General features: G+C 69.7%; 16 protein-coding genes and 2 pseudogenes. 11 read left to right on the forward strand and 7 right to left on the reverse strand.

Annotated features, from left to right (window positions below):
* Positions 1 to 49: 49 nt before the first annotated feature.
* Together ACIN94_RS26885 and ACIN94_RS26890 are read right to left on the reverse strand one after the other, a co-directional pair.
* Positions 50 to 649: a DEAD/DEAH box helicase gene (locus ACIN94_RS26885; RefSeq protein ID WP_400711699.1), complete on the reverse strand. Its 600-nt coding sequence runs from the start codon at positions 647 to 649 to the stop codon at positions 50 to 52.
* Between the two features lie 173 nt (positions 650 to 822).
* A complete protein-coding gene (locus ACIN94_RS26890) occupies positions 823 to 1,302 on the reverse strand; it encodes a MarR family winged helix-turn-helix transcriptional regulator (RefSeq protein WP_400711538.1) in 480 nt (159 codons plus the stop codon).
* A gap of 113 nt (positions 1,303 to 1,415) precedes the next feature.
* Between ACIN94_RS26890 and ACIN94_RS26895 the strand changes: the two genes are divergently transcribed.
* A complete protein-coding gene (locus ACIN94_RS26895) occupies positions 1,416 to 2,498 on the forward strand; it encodes an epoxide hydrolase family protein (protein WP_400711541.1) in 1,083 nt (360 codons plus the stop codon).
* A 47-nt stretch (positions 2,499 to 2,545) separates the two neighbouring features.
* Here the strand turns inward: ACIN94_RS26895 and ACIN94_RS26900 are convergent.
* Positions 2,546 to 2,719, reverse strand: a pseudogene (locus tag ACIN94_RS26900) (hypothetical protein); the annotation flags it as partial.
* Positions 2,716 to 3,276, reverse strand: a complete 561-nt coding sequence (locus ACIN94_RS26905) for a TOPRIM nucleotidyl transferase/hydrolase domain-containing protein (protein ID WP_400711544.1) — start codon at positions 3,274 to 3,276, stop codon at positions 2,716 to 2,718. The pseudogene ACIN94_RS26900 and the gene ACIN94_RS26905, both read right to left, overlap by 4 nt.
* Before the next feature lie 120 nt (positions 3,277 to 3,396).
* Here ACIN94_RS26905 and ACIN94_RS26910 point away from each other — a divergent pair, with 120 nt between their 5' ends.
* Positions 3,397 to 3,633 (forward strand): hypothetical protein, encoded by a 237-nt coding sequence (locus tag ACIN94_RS26910; protein ID WP_400711547.1) that lies wholly within the window; start codon positions 3,397 to 3,399, stop codon positions 3,631 to 3,633.
* 15 nt (positions 3,634 to 3,648) lie between these two features.
* Here ACIN94_RS26910 and ACIN94_RS26915 read toward each other — a convergent pair whose 3' ends face one another.
* Entirely contained in the window at positions 3,649 to 4,158 is a 510-nt protein-coding gene (locus tag ACIN94_RS26915) for a MarR family winged helix-turn-helix transcriptional regulator (protein WP_400711550.1), read from the reverse strand.
* A 95-nt stretch (positions 4,159 to 4,253) separates the two neighbouring features.
* On the opposite strand from ACIN94_RS26915, the gene ACIN94_RS26920 reads away from it, so the two are divergent.
* Both ACIN94_RS26920 and ACIN94_RS26925 read left to right on the forward strand, forming a co-directional pair.
* The gene (locus ACIN94_RS26920; RefSeq protein WP_400711553.1) at positions 4,254 to 4,919 is read left to right on the forward strand and encodes an FMN-dependent NADH-azoreductase; all 666 of its coding nucleotides are present in this window, start codon (positions 4,254 to 4,256) and stop codon (positions 4,917 to 4,919) included.
* Between the two features lie 66 nt (positions 4,920 to 4,985).
* A complete protein-coding gene (locus ACIN94_RS26925) occupies positions 4,986 to 5,444 on the forward strand; it encodes an SDR family NAD(P)-dependent oxidoreductase (protein ID WP_400711556.1) in 459 nt (152 codons plus the stop codon).
* Between the two features lie 106 nt (positions 5,445 to 5,550).
* Here the strand turns inward: ACIN94_RS26925 and ACIN94_RS26930 are convergent.
* Positions 5,551 to 5,727, reverse strand: a pseudogene (locus ACIN94_RS26930) (Tn3 family transposase); the annotation flags it as partial.
* A gap of 393 nt (positions 5,728 to 6,120) precedes the next feature.
* Here ACIN94_RS26930 and ACIN94_RS26935 point away from each other — a divergent pair.
* From ACIN94_RS26935 to ACIN94_RS26965, 7 genes are all read left to right on the forward strand, one after another.
* Positions 6,121 to 8,913: a HelD family protein gene (locus ACIN94_RS26935; RefSeq protein ID WP_400711559.1), complete on the forward strand. Its 2,793-nt coding sequence runs from the start codon at positions 6,121 to 6,123 to the stop codon at positions 8,911 to 8,913.
* A 77-nt stretch (positions 8,914 to 8,990) separates the two neighbouring features.
* Entirely contained in the window at positions 8,991 to 10,148 is a 1,158-nt protein-coding gene (locus ACIN94_RS26940; RefSeq protein ID WP_400711562.1) for a M20 family metallopeptidase, read from the forward strand.
* 699 nt (positions 10,149 to 10,847) lie between these two features.
* Positions 10,848 to 11,378, forward strand: coding sequence for a hypothetical protein (locus ACIN94_RS26945; protein ID WP_400711565.1), 531 nt, complete (start codon positions 10,848 to 10,850; stop codon positions 11,376 to 11,378).
* 63 nt (positions 11,379 to 11,441) lie between these two features.
* Positions 11,442 to 11,843, forward strand: a complete 402-nt coding sequence (locus ACIN94_RS26950; RefSeq protein WP_400711568.1) for a hypothetical protein — start codon at positions 11,442 to 11,444, stop codon at positions 11,841 to 11,843.
* A gap of 8 nt (positions 11,844 to 11,851) precedes the next feature.
* Positions 11,852 to 16,222, forward strand: coding sequence for a caspase family protein (locus ACIN94_RS26955; RefSeq protein WP_400711571.1), 4,371 nt, complete (start codon positions 11,852 to 11,854; stop codon positions 16,220 to 16,222).
* A gap of 126 nt (positions 16,223 to 16,348) precedes the next feature.
* A complete protein-coding gene (locus tag ACIN94_RS26960) occupies positions 16,349 to 17,212 on the forward strand; it encodes a cytochrome P450 (protein ID WP_400711574.1) in 864 nt (287 codons plus the stop codon).
* Between the two features lie 53 nt (positions 17,213 to 17,265).
* A complete protein-coding gene (locus ACIN94_RS26965; protein ID WP_400711577.1) occupies positions 17,266 to 18,057 on the forward strand; it encodes an isocitrate lyase/phosphoenolpyruvate mutase family protein in 792 nt (263 codons plus the stop codon).
* 120 nt (positions 18,058 to 18,177) lie between these two features.
* Here the strand turns inward: ACIN94_RS26965 and ACIN94_RS26970 are convergent, their stop codons facing one another.
* On the reverse strand, positions 18,178 to 18,648 hold the full coding sequence (locus tag ACIN94_RS26970; RefSeq protein WP_400711580.1) for a DUF1707 domain-containing protein: 471 nt from the start codon (positions 18,646 to 18,648) through the stop codon (positions 18,178 to 18,180).
* Positions 18,649 to 18,729: the final 81 nt, after the last annotated feature.

An 18,729-nucleotide genomic window follows, 5' to 3' on the forward strand; every position in this document is an offset into this window, starting at 1 on the left:
CCCTGTGGCGACGCGCGGGTTCTAGTGTTTGTCGCAACACACCTGATCATTAGGGGCGTGTTGATAGCGAGGCGAGGACCCAAGCGTCGGTTAGATGTCGAGTCGGAGTACTGGCGCCTGGTGCTGTCAGGCGTGGGAACGGTCGAGGCGTGCCGCGCTGTGGGAATCGGACGCAAGACGGGGATTGGGGCCACCGGACCAGAGGATGGATCCGGCGAGCTGTTCGACGTCCTCGAAGACCCGCCACATCCTCTTGGCTGTCGCCTCGCGCGCGGCGGCTCTCGCTGGAGTCCCCAGCGACGCCTTCGCCATGGTCACCGACGACGAAGCAGAAGAGTTCGGGCTCGGACGCCGAGTAGATCTGGTCCACCACGATCGCCTGGAGGTGCTCGAAGAGCTGCCGGTGGTCCACGTTCACGCCGACCAGCATCGACTCGATCGACTCGGGCGTGGTGAGCAGGACGTCGGGCGGGTCGCGCAGGATTTTCTTCCGCCGGCTGCCGGAGACATCTCCGTGCCAGAGCGCCACGCGGTGGCCGGTCCAGCTCGCGTAGCCCTCCAGGCGGGGCAGGAGGTTGTTGAGCAGGGCCTTGATCGGGCAGACGTAGAGCAGGGAGAGCCCCCGCCAGCGGGCCGGGGTTTCCGGCAGGCCCGCCTCACGGCCATGTTCGAAACCGGCACCCGTTACATCGTCGCCGTCCGCACCGACCTCATCGACCCCGACGCCGGCGCGATCATCCCCGACTGAGGCCCGGCCTTAGCGTTGTTTTTTTGCCGTTTACTACCGGCGGGCCTTCGAGGAATTCTTGGGCGCGTTCCCAGTCAGCGCCACGGCTCTTCGGGGATGCCTGTTCGCCGGTTGTGGTGATCCAACAGCCTGGACAGCACCTCGGTCAGCCGCTGTCGCTCCTCGGGTGACAGCGGAGCCAGCAGTTCGTCCTGGCATTCGGCCAGCCGCTTCTCCAGTCGCCGCAGCTGCCGCTTGCCCGCTGAGGTCAGCGAGATGATGTTGCGCCGCCGGTCGGCGGGGTCCGGGGCGCGCTCGACCAGTCCGCGATCGGCGAGTTCGTTGACCGTCGCGACCATGTCGCTGAGGTGGATGCCACTACGGCGGCCCAGCGCGGCCTGGCTGGCCGGGCCGGACTCCTCCAGCGTCGCCAGCAGGCGGTAGTGGTAGCCGCGGGCGCCGACGGACGAGAACCCGTCGCCCACCAGGCGGCGCGCGTGGTTGGCGGTCTGGCCGAGCAGCCAGCTGGGCAGGCCCTCCCACCGGGCGGGCGTCTCCTCGGATGGGTTCTCCATGTGACAAGTCTAGCGAGTCGTTTGGCGCACTAATGATTGCGCTATCGTTCGTGGAGTAAACGTTAGCCAACTGAACATTCGGCCGCCGAATGAATCCCCCTGGAGCTGAGACCATGATCAAGCCGTTCCGCATCGACATCCCCCAGGCCGACCTCGACGACCTGGCCGACCGGCTCGCCCGCACCCGCTGGCCCAACGAGGTCGCCGACGCCGGGTGGGACTACGGCTTCCCGCTGGCGCGGCTCAAGGAGCTCGCCGAACACTGGCGGACCGGATACGACTGGCGCGAGCACGAGGCCGAGCTCAACGAGCTCCCGCACTTCACCACCGAGATCGACGGCCAGAACATCCACTTCGTCCACGTCCGGTCCGCGAAGCCGGACGCGCTCGCGCTGATCCTCACCCACGGCTGGCCCGGTTCGTTCCTGGAGTTCCTCGACGTCATCGAGCCGCTGTCGCGCGAGTTCCACCTGGTGATCCCGTCCATCCCGGGTTACGGCTTCTCCGGGCCGACCCACGAGCGCGGCTGGGACATCGTCCGGGTCGCGCGGGCCTGGGCCGAGCTGATGCGCCGTCTCGGGTACGAGCGCTACGGCGCGCAGGGCGGCGACTTCGGCGCGGGCATCTCCCTGGCGCTCGGCGCGATGGCACCCGAGCGGGTCGTCGGGGTGCACGTCAACTACCTGCCGACCCGGCCGGTCCCAGACGCCGACATTGAACTGTCCGCAACGGATGAAGCTCGGCTGGACAAGGTCAGGCAGCTGATGGCGGACCGGCCGCCGTACCAGGCTCTGCAGGCCCTCACCCCCCAGACCATCGGCTACGCGCTGACCGACTCGCCGGTCGGCCAGCTGGTCTGGATCGCCGAGCGCTTCGCGCAGTGGACCGACCCCCGCTCGCACATCAGTGACGACCGGATGCTCACCGACATCTCGCTGTACTGGCTGACCGCCACCGCGGCCTCCTCGGCGCGGCTGCACCACGACACCCCGCGGGGGATCGAGCCGTGCCCGGTACCGGTCGGCGTGGCGGTGTTCGCGCACGACATCACACAGTCGGTGCGACCGCTGGCCGAGCGGCTGTACGACATCAGGCACTGGTCGGAGTTCGAGCGCGGCGGCCACTTCGCCGCGATGGAGGTGCCGGAGCTGCTCGCCGAGGACGTCCGGGACTTCTTCCTTACCCACGTCGAGTAGGGCCGGAACCCGTGGAAATCACGGATCTTCGCCCGGTGATCGACCGCGGTACGGGAGGTGAAGTCGTAGCCGGCGAACAGCGCCGGATCGGCCTTCACCTGACCGGCCACGGAGTCCACCGCAGCGCGGGGAACGTCCTCCCGCCGCGGGAACCGGGCCTCCAGAACGTTGCCCTCAGCTACTTTTCCTCTGGTCGTGGGGACCCGAGTGGAGGGCCTCATAGGTGGGCCAGCAGTCCGTCCAGCGGTCGCGGCACGCGATCGAGCTCCAGTGCCGCGACGAGCGGGCCTGAGTAGCGAATCTTGCGGCCGCCGCCTGATCCCATGAACCGGCGCAGCTGGTCGTGAGTGCTGCGCCCGCGCCATGCGGGTTGCTTCTGGAGTGTGCGAAATGAGCGGAGCTCGCCCTCGGCATCGACGACGCGTTCAACCGTGGCGATACCGAGGGCGCGGATCAGCTCGTCTTCCAGGTCAGCCACGCACACGAAGAATCCGAGCGCCTCCAGATCGCTTCTGTTGAGATTGGATCCAAGGCCGGCGCGCTCGAGGCCCCTCCAGAAGGCGCCTTCTTCGCCGGCGTCACACAGACCGGCCAGCCGGAGATTGCGACCGGGAGGGCCGAACTTGCCGATATACGTCCCGATGTTCGTGGCACCGCCCATCGCCACGAGGGAGACGCCTTCGGCCGCGAGGTTTCGGCCCCGGCGCTCGGCCAACGCTTTGATGGCCGACTTATCACTGATCCCCTCGACCAGGACCACGGTGTGCGTATGGTTCACGCGCTCAGCCTTGCACCGAATCTGGCGAGGTTCGTACCCATTTTCCTGCGTTGAAGGAATTCACGATCGGCGGGATCAATAGTCAAGACCTGGGATCAAGATCTTTTAGGCTGCCTCGGGTTGGGGTTCGTCATCGGGTCTCTCGACGAGCTTGCCGCCCGCGAACGTCGCACCGGCGCGGTACGCCACTCCGACTCCGGCCGCCACCCCGACGGCTGGGTCTCCGTCGCCGTCACCAACCACAATGGAACGCTCCATATCGACGTCATCGACGCCGGATCAGCCGGACACGTGCCCCAGATCTGCCCGGACATCGACCTCGACAGCGGCGGCGGACGCGGCCTCTGGGTGCCGTAGGCATCGAATGCGGGGTCAGGCTTGCTGGGGAGTGCAGGCGTTTTCGTGCGGCCGTCCGTCCTCGATTCTCGCGATGGGGTCGCCGACGAGCTGTTGCAGCGCGCTCTTCAGGGCGGTCTGTGCCGAGGGGGCGAGGTCGGCCAGGAGCTGGTCCTCGATCGCCTCGATGTCACTGCGGGCGGCTTTGAGGGCGCGGCTCCCTTCGGAGGTGACCTCGATGATGCGGGCCCTGCGGTCGGTAGGGTCCGGCCGGCGTCGCACCAGGCCGGCGCTTTCCAGTTCGTCGAGGATGACGACCAGCTTGCTCTTGTCGACCGACACGGCTTGGGCGAGGGCGAGCTGGGTGCGCGCGGGGGCTTCGACGATCGCCATCAGCACCGTGTAGCCCCACAGGGTCATGCCGTGTTCTCGCACCACTGCGGTCTCCGCCGTGGCGAGGCCCTGCTTCAGCCGGGCGAACAGCCAGTGCAGGTCCTGGTGCAACCAGCTGCTGGGCGAGCCGTCGGTGGCGGGAGAGATGGCCATAGCAGCATGATAGCAAGCCGAGATGTTCTTGATTTAAGAACATCTGGATATATATTGATTGCGAATCCAGATCATCTCGAATTTGAGGCAATCTTGTGACGCATCTTCTGTATCTGGACGCGAGCGGACGAAGCGACTCGTTCTCGCGCAGGCTGGGCAAGGCCTTCGTGGCCGACTGGCAAGCGACCCATCCCAATGGGATCTACACCTACCGTGACCTGGTGGCGGACCCGGTGCCGCCCATCGACGAGGACCGTGTCCGACTCGCCACCCAGTCATCCGTGAACGAGGTGCGCGACATCGAGGCCATGGACAAGGTCGCCGCCAGCGCCCCCGAGCTGGCCAGAAGCTGGGCCGCCACCCGCCCGCTGGTGGAGCAGCTGCTCGCAGCGGACGTTCTGCTCCTGGGCGTTCCGATGTACAACTTCTCGGTGCCCGCCGCGCTCAAGGCATGGATCGACCGCGTGACCCTGCCCTGGCTGCCGCTCAAGGGAAAGTCGGCCGTGGTGCTGAGCGCGCGCGGCGGGGGCTACGGGCCTGGCACGCCCCGCGAGCGTTTCGACTTCCAGGAGCCCTACCTGCGCGCCTACTTCTCCGTGCTCGGATTGGACGACGTGGAGTTCGTCCATGCCGAGCTCACGCACGCCACGGTCATGCCCTTCCTCGCTCAGTTCCGCGAGCAGCACGAGGCCTCCCACGCCGCGGCGCTCGCCGCGGTGCACACCCTGGCGACCCGGACGCGCGCCGAGACGCCCTCCTGAGCCTGACTCTCTACCCGATCAGCGAAGACAAACGGGCCGCCCGACCCCAGCCTCCGGTTCGAGGACGTGCCGCTGCAGGAGTGGGACGCGATGATCAACGCCAACCTCGTCGGAACGGCGGCCTCGGTCCGCGCCGTCCTGCCGAGCATGCGCGCCAGGGGCTGGGGCCGTATCGTGCTGATCTCCTCGAGTGTCGCGGAGGAGGGCCTGCCCGGGCCGGGCCCCTATGGGACCGCCAAATCGGGCCTGTACGGGCTCGCCCGCAGCCTCGCCTGGAACGGCGGCCGGGACGGGATCCTGGTCAACGTCGTGGCCCCGGGCTTCACCCTGACCGACAGCCGCCCAGACATTCCGGCGTTCGTCACCGACGCCCTCGCTGCCGCCACCCCCACCCGCAGGCTCTCCAACTCCGACGATGTGGCCAACCTCATCGTCTTCCTCGGCTCGGCAGCCAACGGCAACCTCACCGGTGAGGTGATCCGGGACGGCTCCGCCGCCGCACGCGCACCGCACATCGGCGGATAGCAGGCCAGGCCCGAGAGCCACATGAATCCGTTTCCCGCCCGCTCGGTCCGACCAAGCAGGCGGGAGACGGTTCACGCGTGCCGCCCCCCTGAACTCGGACGTCGTCGCGCAGCGCGTGCGCGGGCACGGCGGTGCGCAGCTTCAGCGCGGTGGCGTACTTGACCATCTGGTCGTACTGCTGGGCGATCAGCTCCCAGTCGATGACGCGCTCGGACACCATGGGCCCCAGGGCGGCGCCGTTGGCGTAGCGGGCCGGCAGGTCCAGGACTCGGCGCGGGTCCAGCCCCGTCGAGGTAGATCTCTCCCGGCCGTTGGCCCGGCCGTACGCGAGGCGGCGGCGAGCGGGGCCAGGGCGGTGAAACCCTGGCCGAGCCGCTGCTGGACCTCCTCACCCGTGTCGGCGGGGCGGCCCCGTCGCACCGAGACGGGGCCGTCAACAGCGTGAATCAGAATTTATACTTTTTATCTGTTTTGTGTCTGTTGAGAGAATTACATGTGCACTGGGTTCACATTTGCCGGATAATGGTCTACCGTCCAGCAGTGTGACGCGGCACACACCAGATCGGGTTACCGGGCAGGCACGGCCTCCCACCGATCCGGCGTGAACCGTACGTCCCGTCGCAGCAGAACCCGGTCCCCCCAGCAGTGCCGTCAGGCACCGAACTCCGGAGGCAGCATGGGCAGTGCCGACCGTGCCATCGTGATCGCCGAGGAGCAGCGCGCCGTCGATCACGCCTACGACTGCGTCGAGCTCAGGCAGCTCGACGCCGACCGGGTCAGGAGCACGCGCGGCGCGGAGCACCCCGACACCGGCCTCCCGTTCGTCGCGGACGTTCCGCCCGAGTTCGGCGTGTACGAGGACCTCGGCGAGCAGCCCCTCGTCTTCATGCGCGTCGACGTCACCGGCGACCCGGAAGGCCCGGAGACGTGGCGCATCGGACGGCGGGCGGTCCGCGATCCCGACGGCGGCCTCGTCGTGATCAACTGGACCACCGCCCAGGCGATCACCTGGATGAAGGCGCAGCCCTCCCGCCCCGACGGGATCCGGCTCCGCCGCAAGCTGCGCCTCGACGGGCGTACGGTGACCGACTACCTCGACGACATCAGACCGGTCGCCCCGAGGCGCAGTGCGACCATGCCCGTCCCGGACGCCGTCCCCCTCGCCGAGGAACTGCCCTTCCCCGCTCCCGAGCAGGCCCCCGGCGAGCCCGCCGACGCCTTCCTGCTCGCCGATCTCGACCGGGCGCGCGACGGGCTGATGCGCGACATCGTGGAGACCATCCAGCGCGACCAGCTGGAGCTGGTATCCGACGGACGGCCCGGCGTGCTCATCGTCCAGGGCGGCCCGGGGACCGGCAAGACCGCGGTCGGCCTGCACCGCGTCGTCTGGCTGCTGGACCCGACGAACCGGGGGCTCGCCCCCGACGACGTCCTCGTGGTGGGGCCGCACCGGGGATTCCTGCGCTACGTCAGCCAGGTCCTGCCCCGGCTCGGCAGCCGGGGCGTGGCGACGGTGGAGGTGGCGCGGCTCTGGGAGGGAGAGGTCCGTGCCATCGACACCCCGCAGGCGCACCTGGTCAAGTCCGACGAGCGGATGGCCGAGGTATTGCGCCGCGTCGTCGAGAGCGGCGTCCGTCCCGAGGCGCTGGCCGCCCACGTCGGGGACGACGTCTTCAGCACGCCGTACCGGGGCGCCGCCCTGACGCTCCCCGCCACCGAGATCGAGGCGCTCGCCGTCGCGGCGCGCGACTCCAACGGGCCCTACCTGGTCCGGCGCCGCAAGTTCGTCGACACCTTCGTCGACCGCCTGATGCACCGGTACGCCAAGGCACTGCCGGGCCGCCGCCCGGACCGGGCGCTCCGCTCCGGCATCGAGAAGCACAGCCGGGTGGCCTCCCTGATCAACGCCATCTGGCCCGCGACCAACGCCGAGACCGTCCTGCGCCGGACGCTGAACGACCCGGACCTGATCGGCCTGGCCGCTCCCGGTCTGCTGACCGCCGAGGAGCGGGCGGCCGTCGTACGGCCCCGCACGGCCCGGGGCGCCGAGGAGCCGTGGACGCTCGACGACCTGGTCTGCCTGGAGGAGCTGCGCCACCTGCTGTCCGGGGCCCGGCTCCGGCGCTACCGCCACATCGTGGTGGACGAGGCCCAGGACCTCACCCCCATGCAGGCGCGGTCGCTGGCCCGCCGCTGCCCCAGCGGCTCCATGACCGTGCTCGGCGATCTCGCCCAGACGACCGGGGCCCGGCAGTACGACGTGTGGGAACGACTGGCCGTGCTCCTCAGCGGCGGCGACGGCTGGCACATGGCCGAACTCGCCGTCGGCTACCGGGTCCCGGACGAGGTCATGCGGTTCGCGGCGCCGCTGGCCGCGACCGTGTCCCTCTCCACCGCCGTCCCCCGGTCCGTGCGCCCCGCCGACGAGACGTCGCTGCGGATCGTGCCGGCCGAGGCCGACCGGCTGGCGGACGAGGCCGTCGAGCGGGCGCTGGATCTCGCCACGGCGGACCGGGAGCAGGGACGGTCGGTCGCGCTGATCGTCCCGGACGGCACCGCGCTGCTCGGCGAGATCGGCGCGCGGGTGACGGCGGCCCAGGGCGAGGTGCCCGAAAACGACGTCCCGCCGCTGGTCGTGCTGCCCGCGACCATGGCCAGGGGTCTGGAGTTCGACCACGTCGTGGTGGTCGAACCCGCCGCCATCGCCGCCCAGGGCGCGGCAGGACCGCGCCGCCTCTACGTCGCGATCACCCGGTGCACCCAGTCGCTCACCGTCGTCCACTCCGCGCCGCTCCCCGTCGAACTGGGCGGACCGGCGGGTCCGGTGCCCGCGAACGCGCCCGAACCCCCCAGCACATCCAGTGAGGAGAACATGACCATGGAATCCGATCTGCCTTCCGGCGGTGGACCGCTTCCCGACGGCGACCCGGCCCCCGACGACGACCTGCTTTCCGGTGGCGACCCGCTTCCTGACGGCGACCCGACTCCCGGCGGTGACCCGATCCCCGGCGGTGACCCGCACGATCACGACTTCCAGAGCTTCGTCTCCTCCCTGGAGGAGCGCGTCCGCGCCGACAGGCAGTGCCACGTCCACGAGGAGCTCCGTTTCCGGCTCATCGCCGAACTGCACGGGGCCCGGCTGCATCCCGCACAGTCCTCGCTCGTCGACATCGCGTGCAAGGGGCCCGAAGGGTCGGCCCGATACGAGGTGCTGGGCGAGGGCGGCCACACCTACGAGCGGATGCGCGAGGCCGTACTGCGGATCATGGAGGTGGAGCACGCCGGCGGGGACCGCGCGGACCATCTGTTCCTCGTGCTCCCCCAGGCTCCCGAACCCTCGTGGGCACCCGGAATGCTGGCCACGACCTTCAACATCACGACGATCTGGAGAGACGGCACGGGGTGGGGCGGGGAACGGCTCGCCGTCGCACTCGGCCAGACCCCTGCGGCCGAGCCGGCTCCCCAGTGAACCGAGTCAGCGGATAGGCTGCCCGCCCCCGGTGAGGCATACCATCGGTATGAAGGCTCCCGAAGAAGGGCATAACGATGAGCCTTGCATCGGAGATTCCCACTGCGGACATCGTGAGTTGGCGACGCCACATCCACGAGAATCCGGAACTGTCCTTCAAGGAATTCACGACCTCCTCCTTCATCGCGGAGCTGCTCACCGGCTTCGGGATCGAGGTTCAACGACCCACCCGGACAAGTGTTCTCGGGGTCCTCCGCGGCGGGAGGGGTGACGGTGGGACCGTGGCACTCCGCGCCGACATCGACGCACTGCCTCTGCAGGAGGAGACCGGACTTCCCTTCTCGTCGAAGACCGCAGGCGTGATGCATGCCTGCGGGCACGACGCACACGCCGCCATGCTGCTCGGAGCCGCGAAGACCCTCACCGGCCTGCGCAGCGACTTCGCGGGCACGGTGAAGTTCATCTTTCAGCACGCCGAGGAGGTGCCGCCGGGTGGAGCGCAGGAGCTGGTCAAGGCCGGCGTCCTGTCAGGAGTCGACGGCATCTTCGGCATCCACGTGATGAATCAGAAGCTCAGCACGCTGAGCATCCACAAGGGGGCGGCCTCCACAGCGGCCGGCGGCTTCTTCCTGAAGATCCAGGGACGGGGGTCCCACGGGGCCATGCCGCAGAACGGCATTGATCCGGTGCTGGTAGGTGCCGAGATCGTCCTTGCTCTCAACACCATCACGTCGCGCAACACCGACCCGGCAAACATGAACGTGGTGAACGTCGGTGTCTTCCAGTCCGGGGAGGCGCCCAACGTCATCCCGGACACCGCCAAGCTGGGTTGCTCAATCCGGACGGCCTCCGATGCCGACTGGGAGCTCATGGCCAGGCGCGCCAAGGACATCGTCGCCGGCATCTGCGCCGCCAACGGCGCCGAGTACGCGTTCCAGTGGTTCGACAACTATCCCGTGGTACAGAACGACTCCCGCCTGGCCGACCTCGCCCACGCCGCCGCGCGCAAGGTCATCGGCGACGCCGCCTACTTCGGGCCGGGCACCTCAGCGTCTGAAGACTTCGCCTTCTACACGGGGATTGTGCCCGGTTGCTTCCTCTTCCTCGGCGCCGGGACCCATGAGGACGGCCTCGACTTCGCGAATCACAGCCCGAAGTTCGACATCATCGAGGACTGTCTCCCGATCGGCGCCGCGGTCGAAGTGCAGATCGCACTCGACTTCCTGGCCAGGTAGTACCTCTCTCGCATTCGAACGGTGCGGCGGACTCACGGAACTCGGCGCACACCGGTCCTGGATGCTTGTCGCCCTTCTGGCGGTCGAGACCGTCGCCACCGTGGACAGGGGACCGGCCCCTCAACACCGTCGACGCGGGCTGCCCGCGCGCTCCGGCCAACGCGAGACGGGCCGGGACCCACGCCTCGACATTTCGGGCATTCGATCATCCAGGCGGCATCTGAAATAGAAATCGGCTCCGATTCGGAAACACGGTGGAGATCGGGTTTCGAAACTGCCGTCGACCACTCGGCAAAACGCTGATAACTTGCCGTGCGAGACGAATGGAGCCGTACCACCGTGCGAACATCTTCTTCAGCGGTCGAAGAGCGAGCACACGGGCGAGACACGTACGGCTGTGCCATCGGAAAGGTCCGCGGACCGGGTTCGGGAAAGACCACGCGGGCCGCGGTCCACCGGCCGGTCCCGATTATCACGGCCCTTCTGCTCAGCGCTCTGACCGGATGCGGGAACGGTTCCCTCGCGGCGTCTCCCTCCCCGGACCCGTCGCCGCCTCCTCCGGCTTTCCAGACTCCGGCTTTCCAGGCCCCGGCGTCGCCGGCCACACCGCGTACGACCCCCGCCCCCGCCGGGGCCCCGTCGGCCGGTCCGGCCGTCCCGAAGTCCTCTCCCCTCGGCGTCTACCGGGGGTCCGCCTCGGTGGAGCTGACCTCCTACGACTACTGCGGCCCGCGCTTCACCCGGAAAGCCCTGGGGCGAAGGACGTATACGACGACCGTGGAGCTGGTCATCGGCTCGCCGAAGAAGCGGGGAGACGCCCTTGAGAGAAATCCCTTCTCGCTCGACCTCCAGGCGGGAAAGGACGGCAGAGTGGGAACCCTTTTCCTGGGATCGGCCGCGATAACGCGGGCCCCCGGGGGCGACAGGAGATATCGCATCCTGACCTACTGGCGGCTCGCCTACTCGGATGGCCGCCTTTCGGGGAAGCTGGTGGACACCCACCAATCCGAGGGGTTCAATTACAACCTCTTCTTCGGAGAAGGAGCGCTGGCCCCGTGCGGTCCGAGGCTGGGAACGCTACCCCGGGTGTCCGGTGTCGCGAAGGGCTCCACGTTGAAAGGCAGTATCCGCAGCGGGAAGGCGGACCTGGTCCTCCGAGCCTCCACCACCGACGGCCTCTTCTCGTTCATTCTGCACTTCGCCGGGCAACGGCGGTCTCCCCGGAGATGAATTTCGGGATCCCGCCCCTACCGCATGGGAAATACCAGCACATATCACAGAAAATCAGGGCGCATGAATGTGAAGATCTCGGTTACCGAGGGATCCGGTGAGGTGTTGCGGGACCTCGCGGCCGAACTGGGCCGCGACCACGCCTGGCGGGACGTGAGCCTCGTCGAGAGCCCACCCGACGACGAGTCGCTCGGCCCCATTCTGGAGGCTCTGAGCGTGCTGGTGACGCCGATGGCGGTGTCCGGACTGGTCATGGCCGTCACGACGTGGATCCGCTACCGCACCAGCGACGTGGACCTGACGGTGACCCGCACCGATCGGTCGGTGAAGGTCACCTTGTCCGCCAAACGCCTCCGCGCGCTGGACACCGCGGCCCTGCAGAGGGAGATCTCCCGTCTCTCCCGGCATCTGAACGATGACGCACAGGACCGTGCCGACGTCCAAGAGGACGGGGAGCGGGGCTAACGGCCGGCATGCATCCCCTGGCCTCACTGTCCTCACCTGGAACGCGGGCCGTCGTGATCGGCACAGGCGACCACACCACGGGTTCGAGGCTGACGAACGTGCCCGCTGTCAGGGGGACGGTGACGGATCTCGCCGCCTGCCTAACCGGGTCATGCGGCCTGCCGGCCTCGCAGGTACGGACGGTGGTCGACCCTCGCGATCCGGAGACGATGGATGTCGCCATCCGCGCCTCCGCCGCCGAGGCCGACGACGTTTTCCTGCTGTACTACGTCGGCCACGGAGTCCTGTCGCCGAGCGGAGAGCTGCACCTCGCGACACACGCGACCATCGATCTCACCCGTGGGCGGGCGGCCTCGCAGGCACTGGAGTTCTCCGCGATCAACGACTCGATCAGCCGTTGCCGTGCCTCGACCACCATCGTCATCCTCGACTGCTGCTTCTCCGGCCGGGCCCACCTCGGGGAGGTGAGCGAGGGATACCTGATCGCATCGGCCACCGGCGAGGCGACGGCACTCGCTCCGAAAGACGCGCCGTACACCCTTTTCAGCGGGGAGCTCATCCGGCTACTCCGCGACGGCGACTCCGACGGCCCGCCACGGCTCACTCTGCAACGGGTGGCCGGGCATCTGCACCGCGTCCTACGCGAGCACGGCCGTACCCCTGTGATCAGGTCCGCGGGGCGGTCCGGAGAGCTGGTCATGTCGGTGAATCCCGCCTACCGCCCACCCGCGCATCCGCCGCCGGCGGCGGACGGCTGGCCGCTGCCCGGCACGGAGAACCTGTGCCCGTACGTCGGCCTCGCGTCCTACGGGCCGGTTGACACGCGCCTGTTCTTCGGGCGGGAGGAGATGACCGGCCGGCTGGTCCGCGCCGCCGCGGCGCAACTGTTCTCCGCCGGGCCGCTCATCGTCACCGGGGCGTCGGGAGCGGGCAAGTCGTCGCTCCTGAATGCCGGGCTGATACCCGCGCTCGGCCGCGGTGAACTGGGCGTACCGGGTTCGGGCCGCTGGCCGCTGGTCCTCATGACGCCCGGTGCGGAAATCCTGACGGACCTGTCGGCACGCGTGTCGCAGGCGTCGGGGATCCCCGTCGGCGACGTCGAGGCCGCGTTCCGCGACAGCCCCGCGCGGACCGTCCAGCTCGTTCGCCGAGCCCTTCCGGAGCCGATCAGCGTCCCCTCCGGAGACGACGACCGTCGAATGGTATGGATCATCGATCAGTTCGAGGAGGTCTTCGCCCCTTCCGTGTCCCAGGCCGACCGTGAGGCCTTTCTCCGCGTCCTCCTGGCCGTGTCGGCCGGTGACCGGCCGCCCGTCCTGGTCGTCATCGCGGTGAGGGCGGACTTCCTCGACCACCTGGCCTCCTACGAGGATCTCGCCCCGGCGATCCGCCACGCCCAGTTCGTCGGTCCGATGACCAGAGGACAGCTCCGGGAGGCCATCACCCAGCCCTGCGAAAGCGTGGGGCACGCCTTGGAGGCGGCCCTGGTCGAGCTACTCCTGCACGATCTCGGCATGGAGTCCGCCGACGACTCGTCACAGATGCCCGACCCGGGAAGCCTTCCGCTGCTGTCCCACGCCCTGCTCGGCACCTGGAACAACCACACCGGCCGGATGCTGACCGTCGCCGACTACCAGATGACCGGGGGAATCCGCGGAGCCATCGCCGCCACCGCCGAGTCGGTTCACGACAGCCTCGACGAGACCGGGCGCGACGAGCTTCACCGCCTTCTCCTGCGGATGGTCTCCGTCGGGGACGGCACCAGGGACGTGCGCCGGCGGTTGCCGCACGCCCGGTTATGGCGCCGTGACGTCTCAGCGGCGACCACGACGCTCGTCCTGGACGCCCTCGTGAAGGCCCGGCTCGTCACGGCCACCGCGCAGACCGTCGAGATCACCCACGAAGCATTGATCAGCGCATGGCCACGGCTCCGCGAGTGGATCGAGGCCGACCGGGCGGGACTGCTCGTCCGGCAGCAACTGATCGCCGCGGCCGACGCCTGGACGGGCGAGCGTCAGGACCCGGACCTGCTGTATCGCGGAACCCAGCTGGCCATCGTCCGCGAGCGGTTCGCGGAACCGTCGTCCCGGGAGACCCTGGCACCCCCTGTTCTGGCCTTCCTCGACGCGTCCGTCGCTCTCGAACGCCGTCGGACGCGGCTCCGCCGCCGCGCCGTCGGATCGCTCTCCGCCCTCACGGTCATCGCCCTCATCGCCACCGGTCTCGCCGCACGGCAGGCCGCCGTCGCGACAGCGGCACAGGCTGACGCCCTGCGGCAACGAGACATCGCCATCTCCCGCCAGGTCACGGTGCAGGCCGCCTACCTGAACCGCACCCAGCCTGGTCTCGCCCGGCAGCTACTCGCGGTCGCGTACCGTACGGCCGTCACCGACCAGGCCACTGGCGCGCTGTTGACCAGCCATTCCATCCCAGGAGAGATCAGCTTCCCGGAAGACATCACCGCCCTCGCCCACCAGACCGGCGGACCCGTGCTGGGGGTGGCCACCGGTAAGACCGTCACGATGTACGACACCTCCGCGGGCAAGGCCCTGAGCACGGTGAGCGGCGGCACCAACGCCATCACGGGCATGTCCTTCAGCCCCGACGGGAGCACCCTTGCCACCCACAGTGACAGTCCGTCGGTCCAGCTCTGGGACGTCGCGGTCCCGGCCCGCCCCAGAAGGCTGGCCAGGCTGACCACGGGCAGAGCGAAGATCACGACCCTGGCGTTCAGCCCCGTCGGAAACACGCTCGCCACCATCGGCACCGACAAGACCGTGCGCCTCTGGGATATCGCCGATCCACGCGCCCCCTCGTCGTCCACCATCGTGACCCGCCTCAGCGGAGGGGTCAGCACACTGGCGTTCAGCCCCGACGGCCGGCTTCTCGCCATCGCCGCCTGGGGCGAGAAGGTACGGCTGTGGAGGTTGTCGGGCCTCAAGCGGCCGGTCGTCCTGTCCGGCGTCAAGGCCGGCGATCCGAACGCCGTGGCGTTCAGCCCCGACAGCCGCGTCCTCGCCGTCGCGGACTCCGACGGAACACTGCGGGAGTGGGACACGTCCAACCCCGCGCGTCCGGTGGCGCTGTCCACCTTCTTCGACAACCGCCTGGTGTCCGTGGCCGACGACCTGGTCTTCAGTTCCGACGGCCGCATCCTCATCGCCGCCGGTTTCGACCTGACGCTGTGGGACGTCAGCGACCACGCCCATCCGACGATGTCGGTCATCGAGACCGGTTACACGGCGGGAATCCACGGACTGGCCTTCAGTTCGGACGGCCGCACGCTCGCGACCAGCGCTCTCAACCGCACCGTCCGACTGTGGAACATGGCCGACCCCAAGGATTCCACCGTCTCGGCCACCGCGACCGGCCACACCGCGGCGGTCGACGCACTGGCGTTCAGCCCCGGCGGCCATGTCCTCGCGACCGGCGGCGACGACGACACGGTGCGGCTCTGGGACGTCGACGACCCCCTGCGTCCGAAGGAGGTCGCGAAGCTGCAGTCCGAGTCGGCCTCAGGTGTGGCCTCGGTGGGCTTCGGCGGCGACGGCCGGACGCTGGTGGCGGGCAGGAAGGACGGGACAACGGAAGCGTGGGACCTCTCCACCCCCCTCCGCCCCCGTGTCACGGCCATCCTGGCCCGTCCCATGACCCAGACCTCTGTTCTGGCGTTCAGCGCGGATGGGTACACCGTGGTCGTGGGCAACGGGCAGACGAAACAGGTGTGGAGCCTCACCCCGGACCGCCCTCGATCCCTTGGAACCTTCACCGGCCCCCCAGGGGTGTACTCCTCGATGGCGCTCGGCCCCGACGGCCACACTCTCCTCACCACCAGCAGGGAAAACACGGCCCAGTTGTGGGACATCAGCGACCTCAAGCACCCCGTGCCGGTCGCCACACTGACCGGACACACGGCGGAAGTGCAGGCGGTGGCGTTCAGCCCGGACGGGCACACGGCGGCGACGGGGAGCGGGGACCGTTCGGTGAACCTCTGGGACGTCAACGACCCCGCCCACCCGAAGCGTGTGGCCAAGCTCACCGGCCACACGGAGGACGTCGGCGCGCTGGCGTTCAGCCCTGACGGGCGGACCCTGGCCACGGGCGACAACCGGACCGTACTCGTGTGGGATGTCGCCGACGCCACCCATCCGCAGAACCTGGCCACCTTCACCGGAGACGGAGGGGCGGTCTCCGCGCTGGCGTTCAGTCCTGAGGGAGACATCCTGGCCGCCGCCGGAGCCGACGGCGTGGTCCGCATGTGGGCGATGCGGCCGGAGAAGTTACTCCGGCAGCTCTGTGCCAACGCGGGTGACCCCATCACGCCGGCACAGTGGAGCCAATACCTGGAGGCCCTGGACTACAAGCCACCGTGCCGGTGAACGGAGTCGCCGGACGGCTCCTACGCCGACCGGAACAGCGGCCCGTCCGCCGATCTTCTGCTTCCCCCGCCTGCGACGTGAACACTTCGGCGAGGGTCGAAGTGTTCAGCGTCTAGCGTGCCGGTCATGACTTCCGATCCGCTGGTCGTGAGCCGCCACGCCGACGTGCGCGCGGTGCTGGCCGATCCCCGTTTCACCGTCGCTCCCGTGCCCCGCCCGCCGTTCACGCTGACCATGGCGTGGCTGCGCGGCGCGGTCGGCCGTTTCGCCACAAGGCCGGTGCACGCCGAGCGCCGGGCCGCGGGCGTGGCGGTACTGGCCGGGCTGGACCCGGACGCGCTGCGCGCCGAGGCGTTCCGGCTCGCGGCGCAGGACACCGGGCCCCCGGAGCTGGTTCCCGTACGGGTGCTGGCCGTCGCGCTGGGTGTACCGGCCGAAGACGGGTGCCGGGCCGCGGAGGCCGTCGCGGCACTCGCCCCGGCCTACCTGCCGGCGCCGAATCCGGAGCCGGGGTCGGGCTCAGCGCCGGGATCGGAACCGGGGCCGGAGTCAAGGCCGGGCGAGGTGGACACCGCGGCGGCCGACGAGGCTCTGGTACGGCTCTCGCGCCTGCTGGGTGATCCGGCCCCGGAGCGGCTGGCCGTGCTGGCGGGGCTGCTCGCCCAGGCGTGCGGTGCCACGGCCGGGCTGGTCCGCAACGCGCTGGCCGCCCGGCCGGTGTCGTGCACGGTGGACGAGCTGCTGGCCGAGACGCTCCGGCACGACCCTCCGGTCCGGGTGCTCCGCCGTACGGTGGCCGAGGAGGGGACGGACGTGGTGCTCGACGTGGCGGCGGCCAACCGCGATCCGGCGGTGTTCGCCGATCCGGACCGTTTCCGGCCGGGACGCGCGCCGGAGCACCTGACGTTCGGAGCCGGACCCCGGGCCTGTCCGGGGCGGCAGGTCGCGCTGGCGCTGGCGGCCGGAGTGGTCGAGGCGGTGACCCGTTGACGCTCTCCCCCACGCCCGGGACCCGGGATCGACATGCCGGAAGGATTCAGACGATGTTCACGCGGTTCAGGGCTCTGCACCATGGGGACTCGCCGTTGCTGCTGCCCTGCGCGTGGGACCACGCCTCCGCGGCGGCGCTGGCACAGGCGGGGTTCGCCGCGATCGGCACGACGAGCCTGGGGGTGGCGGCGGCCGCCGGGAAACCGGACGCCGGGCGGGCGACGCGGGCCGAGACGCTGAGCCTGGCACGGTCGATCGCGGGCCTGGGGGTCCCGGTGACGGTGGACATCGAGTCGGGGTTCGGCGGGACGCCCGGACAGGTGGCCGACCTGGTCGCGGAGCTGGCCGGACTGGGCGTCGTGGGGGTCAACCTCGAGGACGGGCGCGGCACCGGCCTGGCCGGTCTGGAAGCGCAGGCGGAACTGGTCGCCGTGGTCAAGGAACGCGTTCCGGAGGTGTTCCTCAACGCGCGTACCGACGCGTTCTGGCTGGGCCTGCCCGATGCCCGGGCCGAGGCGCTGTCGAGGGTCCGCGCCTACGCCGGCGCGGGGGCCGACGGGGTGTTCGTGCCGGGCGCGACCGGCGAGCGGGACATCGAGGCGCTGGTGGCCGCGGCCGAGGTGCCGTTGAACGTGCTCGTCCAGCCCGGTGTGCCGGTGGACCGGCTGGCCGGGCTGGGAGTGGCCCGGATCAGCTACGGGTCGCTGCTGTTCCGGACGGCGCTGCACGCGGCCGTCACCACGGCGCTCCGGGTGGCCGAGGGCTCACCCGCCCCCGGCGGCGTCCCGTCCTACGGGCAGGTCGAGGCCCTGCACCGGTACGGCCGGGCCGCGCCTCCCAGCTGACCGCCCCCGTGGAGGCGGAGAGCGCCGGTCTCACGAGGGTCCCACCCCATCCGGCGTAGCGCATCGTGCCGCGCCGGGCCCCACGGTGGAGAAAGGGCTGCTCGCTCCGGCCCATTCTGGTCACCGGAGGTTTCGGTACCGCCTGTAGAGAACGATCGCGGAGACGGCGCCCCCTACGAGCAGGACGGAGAGGCCGACCTTGGAGATCGGAAACAGCGATCCCGCTCTGCTCGTAACCAGAGCGATGGTCGCCAGCGCGAAGATGGCCATCGGGGTCAGCACCTCATGACGCCCTCGGGGAGGGCGCCGGCGTCTGTCCGCGGTGCCCGGCCAGGAGGAGTCGCCTGCTCGGCGGCCGTCACGGGGTAGATCGCCGATGACCCGCTCAAGGTCATCAGCCGTACGGGCGGCAAGCGCCGCCTCCAGGCGTCCGTCGAGCTCTTCCGGGGTGAGGCGGCCTTGGGCGTAGTGCTCGCGCAAGGCCGCGGTCACCTCATCACGTTCGGCGTCCCCGATCCGCAACGGAGGGGCGGCGTGGGAGTAGTCGCCCGTTCCCAGCCAGAGACCTTGGTACGGCTTCTTCTGCGACATCGCAGACTCCATCCTTCCGTTTACTCGTCGGCGGGGACGCCGCAGTTCCTTGGGAGAGCTCAGATGTCGCGATCTGAGGTT

It is taken from the genome of Streptosporangium sp. NPDC087985 (genome assembly GCF_044741965.1).
GTDB lineage: Bacteria > Actinomycetota > Actinomycetes > Streptosporangiales > Streptosporangiaceae > Streptosporangium.

What these genes read in the sequence shown, in the direction of transcription:
- ACIN94_RS26890 (WP_400711538.1), bottom strand. Translation starts at nt 1,302, where the DNA reads ATGGAGAACCCATCCGAGGAGACGCCCGCCCGGTGGGAGGGCCTGCCC.
- ACIN94_RS26895 (WP_400711541.1), top strand. Translation starts at nt 1,416, where the DNA reads ATGATCAAGCCGTTCCGCATCGACATCCCCCAGGCCGACCTCGACGAC.
- ACIN94_RS26915 (WP_400711550.1), bottom strand. Translation starts at nt 4,158, where the DNA reads ATGGCCATCTCTCCCGCCACCGACGGCTCGCCCAGCAGCTGGTTGCAC.
- ACIN94_RS26935 (WP_400711559.1), top strand. Translation starts at nt 6,121, where the DNA reads ATGGGCAGTGCCGACCGTGCCATCGTGATCGCCGAGGAGCAGCGCGCC.
- ACIN94_RS26940 (WP_400711562.1), top strand. Translation starts at nt 8,991, where the DNA reads ATGAGCCTTGCATCGGAGATTCCCACTGCGGACATCGTGAGTTGGCGA.
- ACIN94_RS26950 (WP_400711568.1), top strand. Translation starts at nt 11,442, where the DNA reads ATGAATGTGAAGATCTCGGTTACCGAGGGATCCGGTGAGGTGTTGCGG.
- ACIN94_RS26955 (WP_400711571.1), top strand. Translation starts at nt 11,852, where the DNA reads ATGCATCCCCTGGCCTCACTGTCCTCACCTGGAACGCGGGCCGTCGTG.
- ACIN94_RS26960 (WP_400711574.1), top strand. Translation starts at nt 16,349, where the DNA reads ATGACTTCCGATCCGCTGGTCGTGAGCCGCCACGCCGACGTGCGCGCG.
- ACIN94_RS26965 (WP_400711577.1), top strand. Translation starts at nt 17,266, where the DNA reads ATGTTCACGCGGTTCAGGGCTCTGCACCATGGGGACTCGCCGTTGCTG.
- ACIN94_RS26970 (WP_400711580.1), bottom strand. Translation starts at nt 18,648, where the DNA reads ATGTCGCAGAAGAAGCCGTACCAAGGTCTCTGGCTGGGAACGGGCGAC.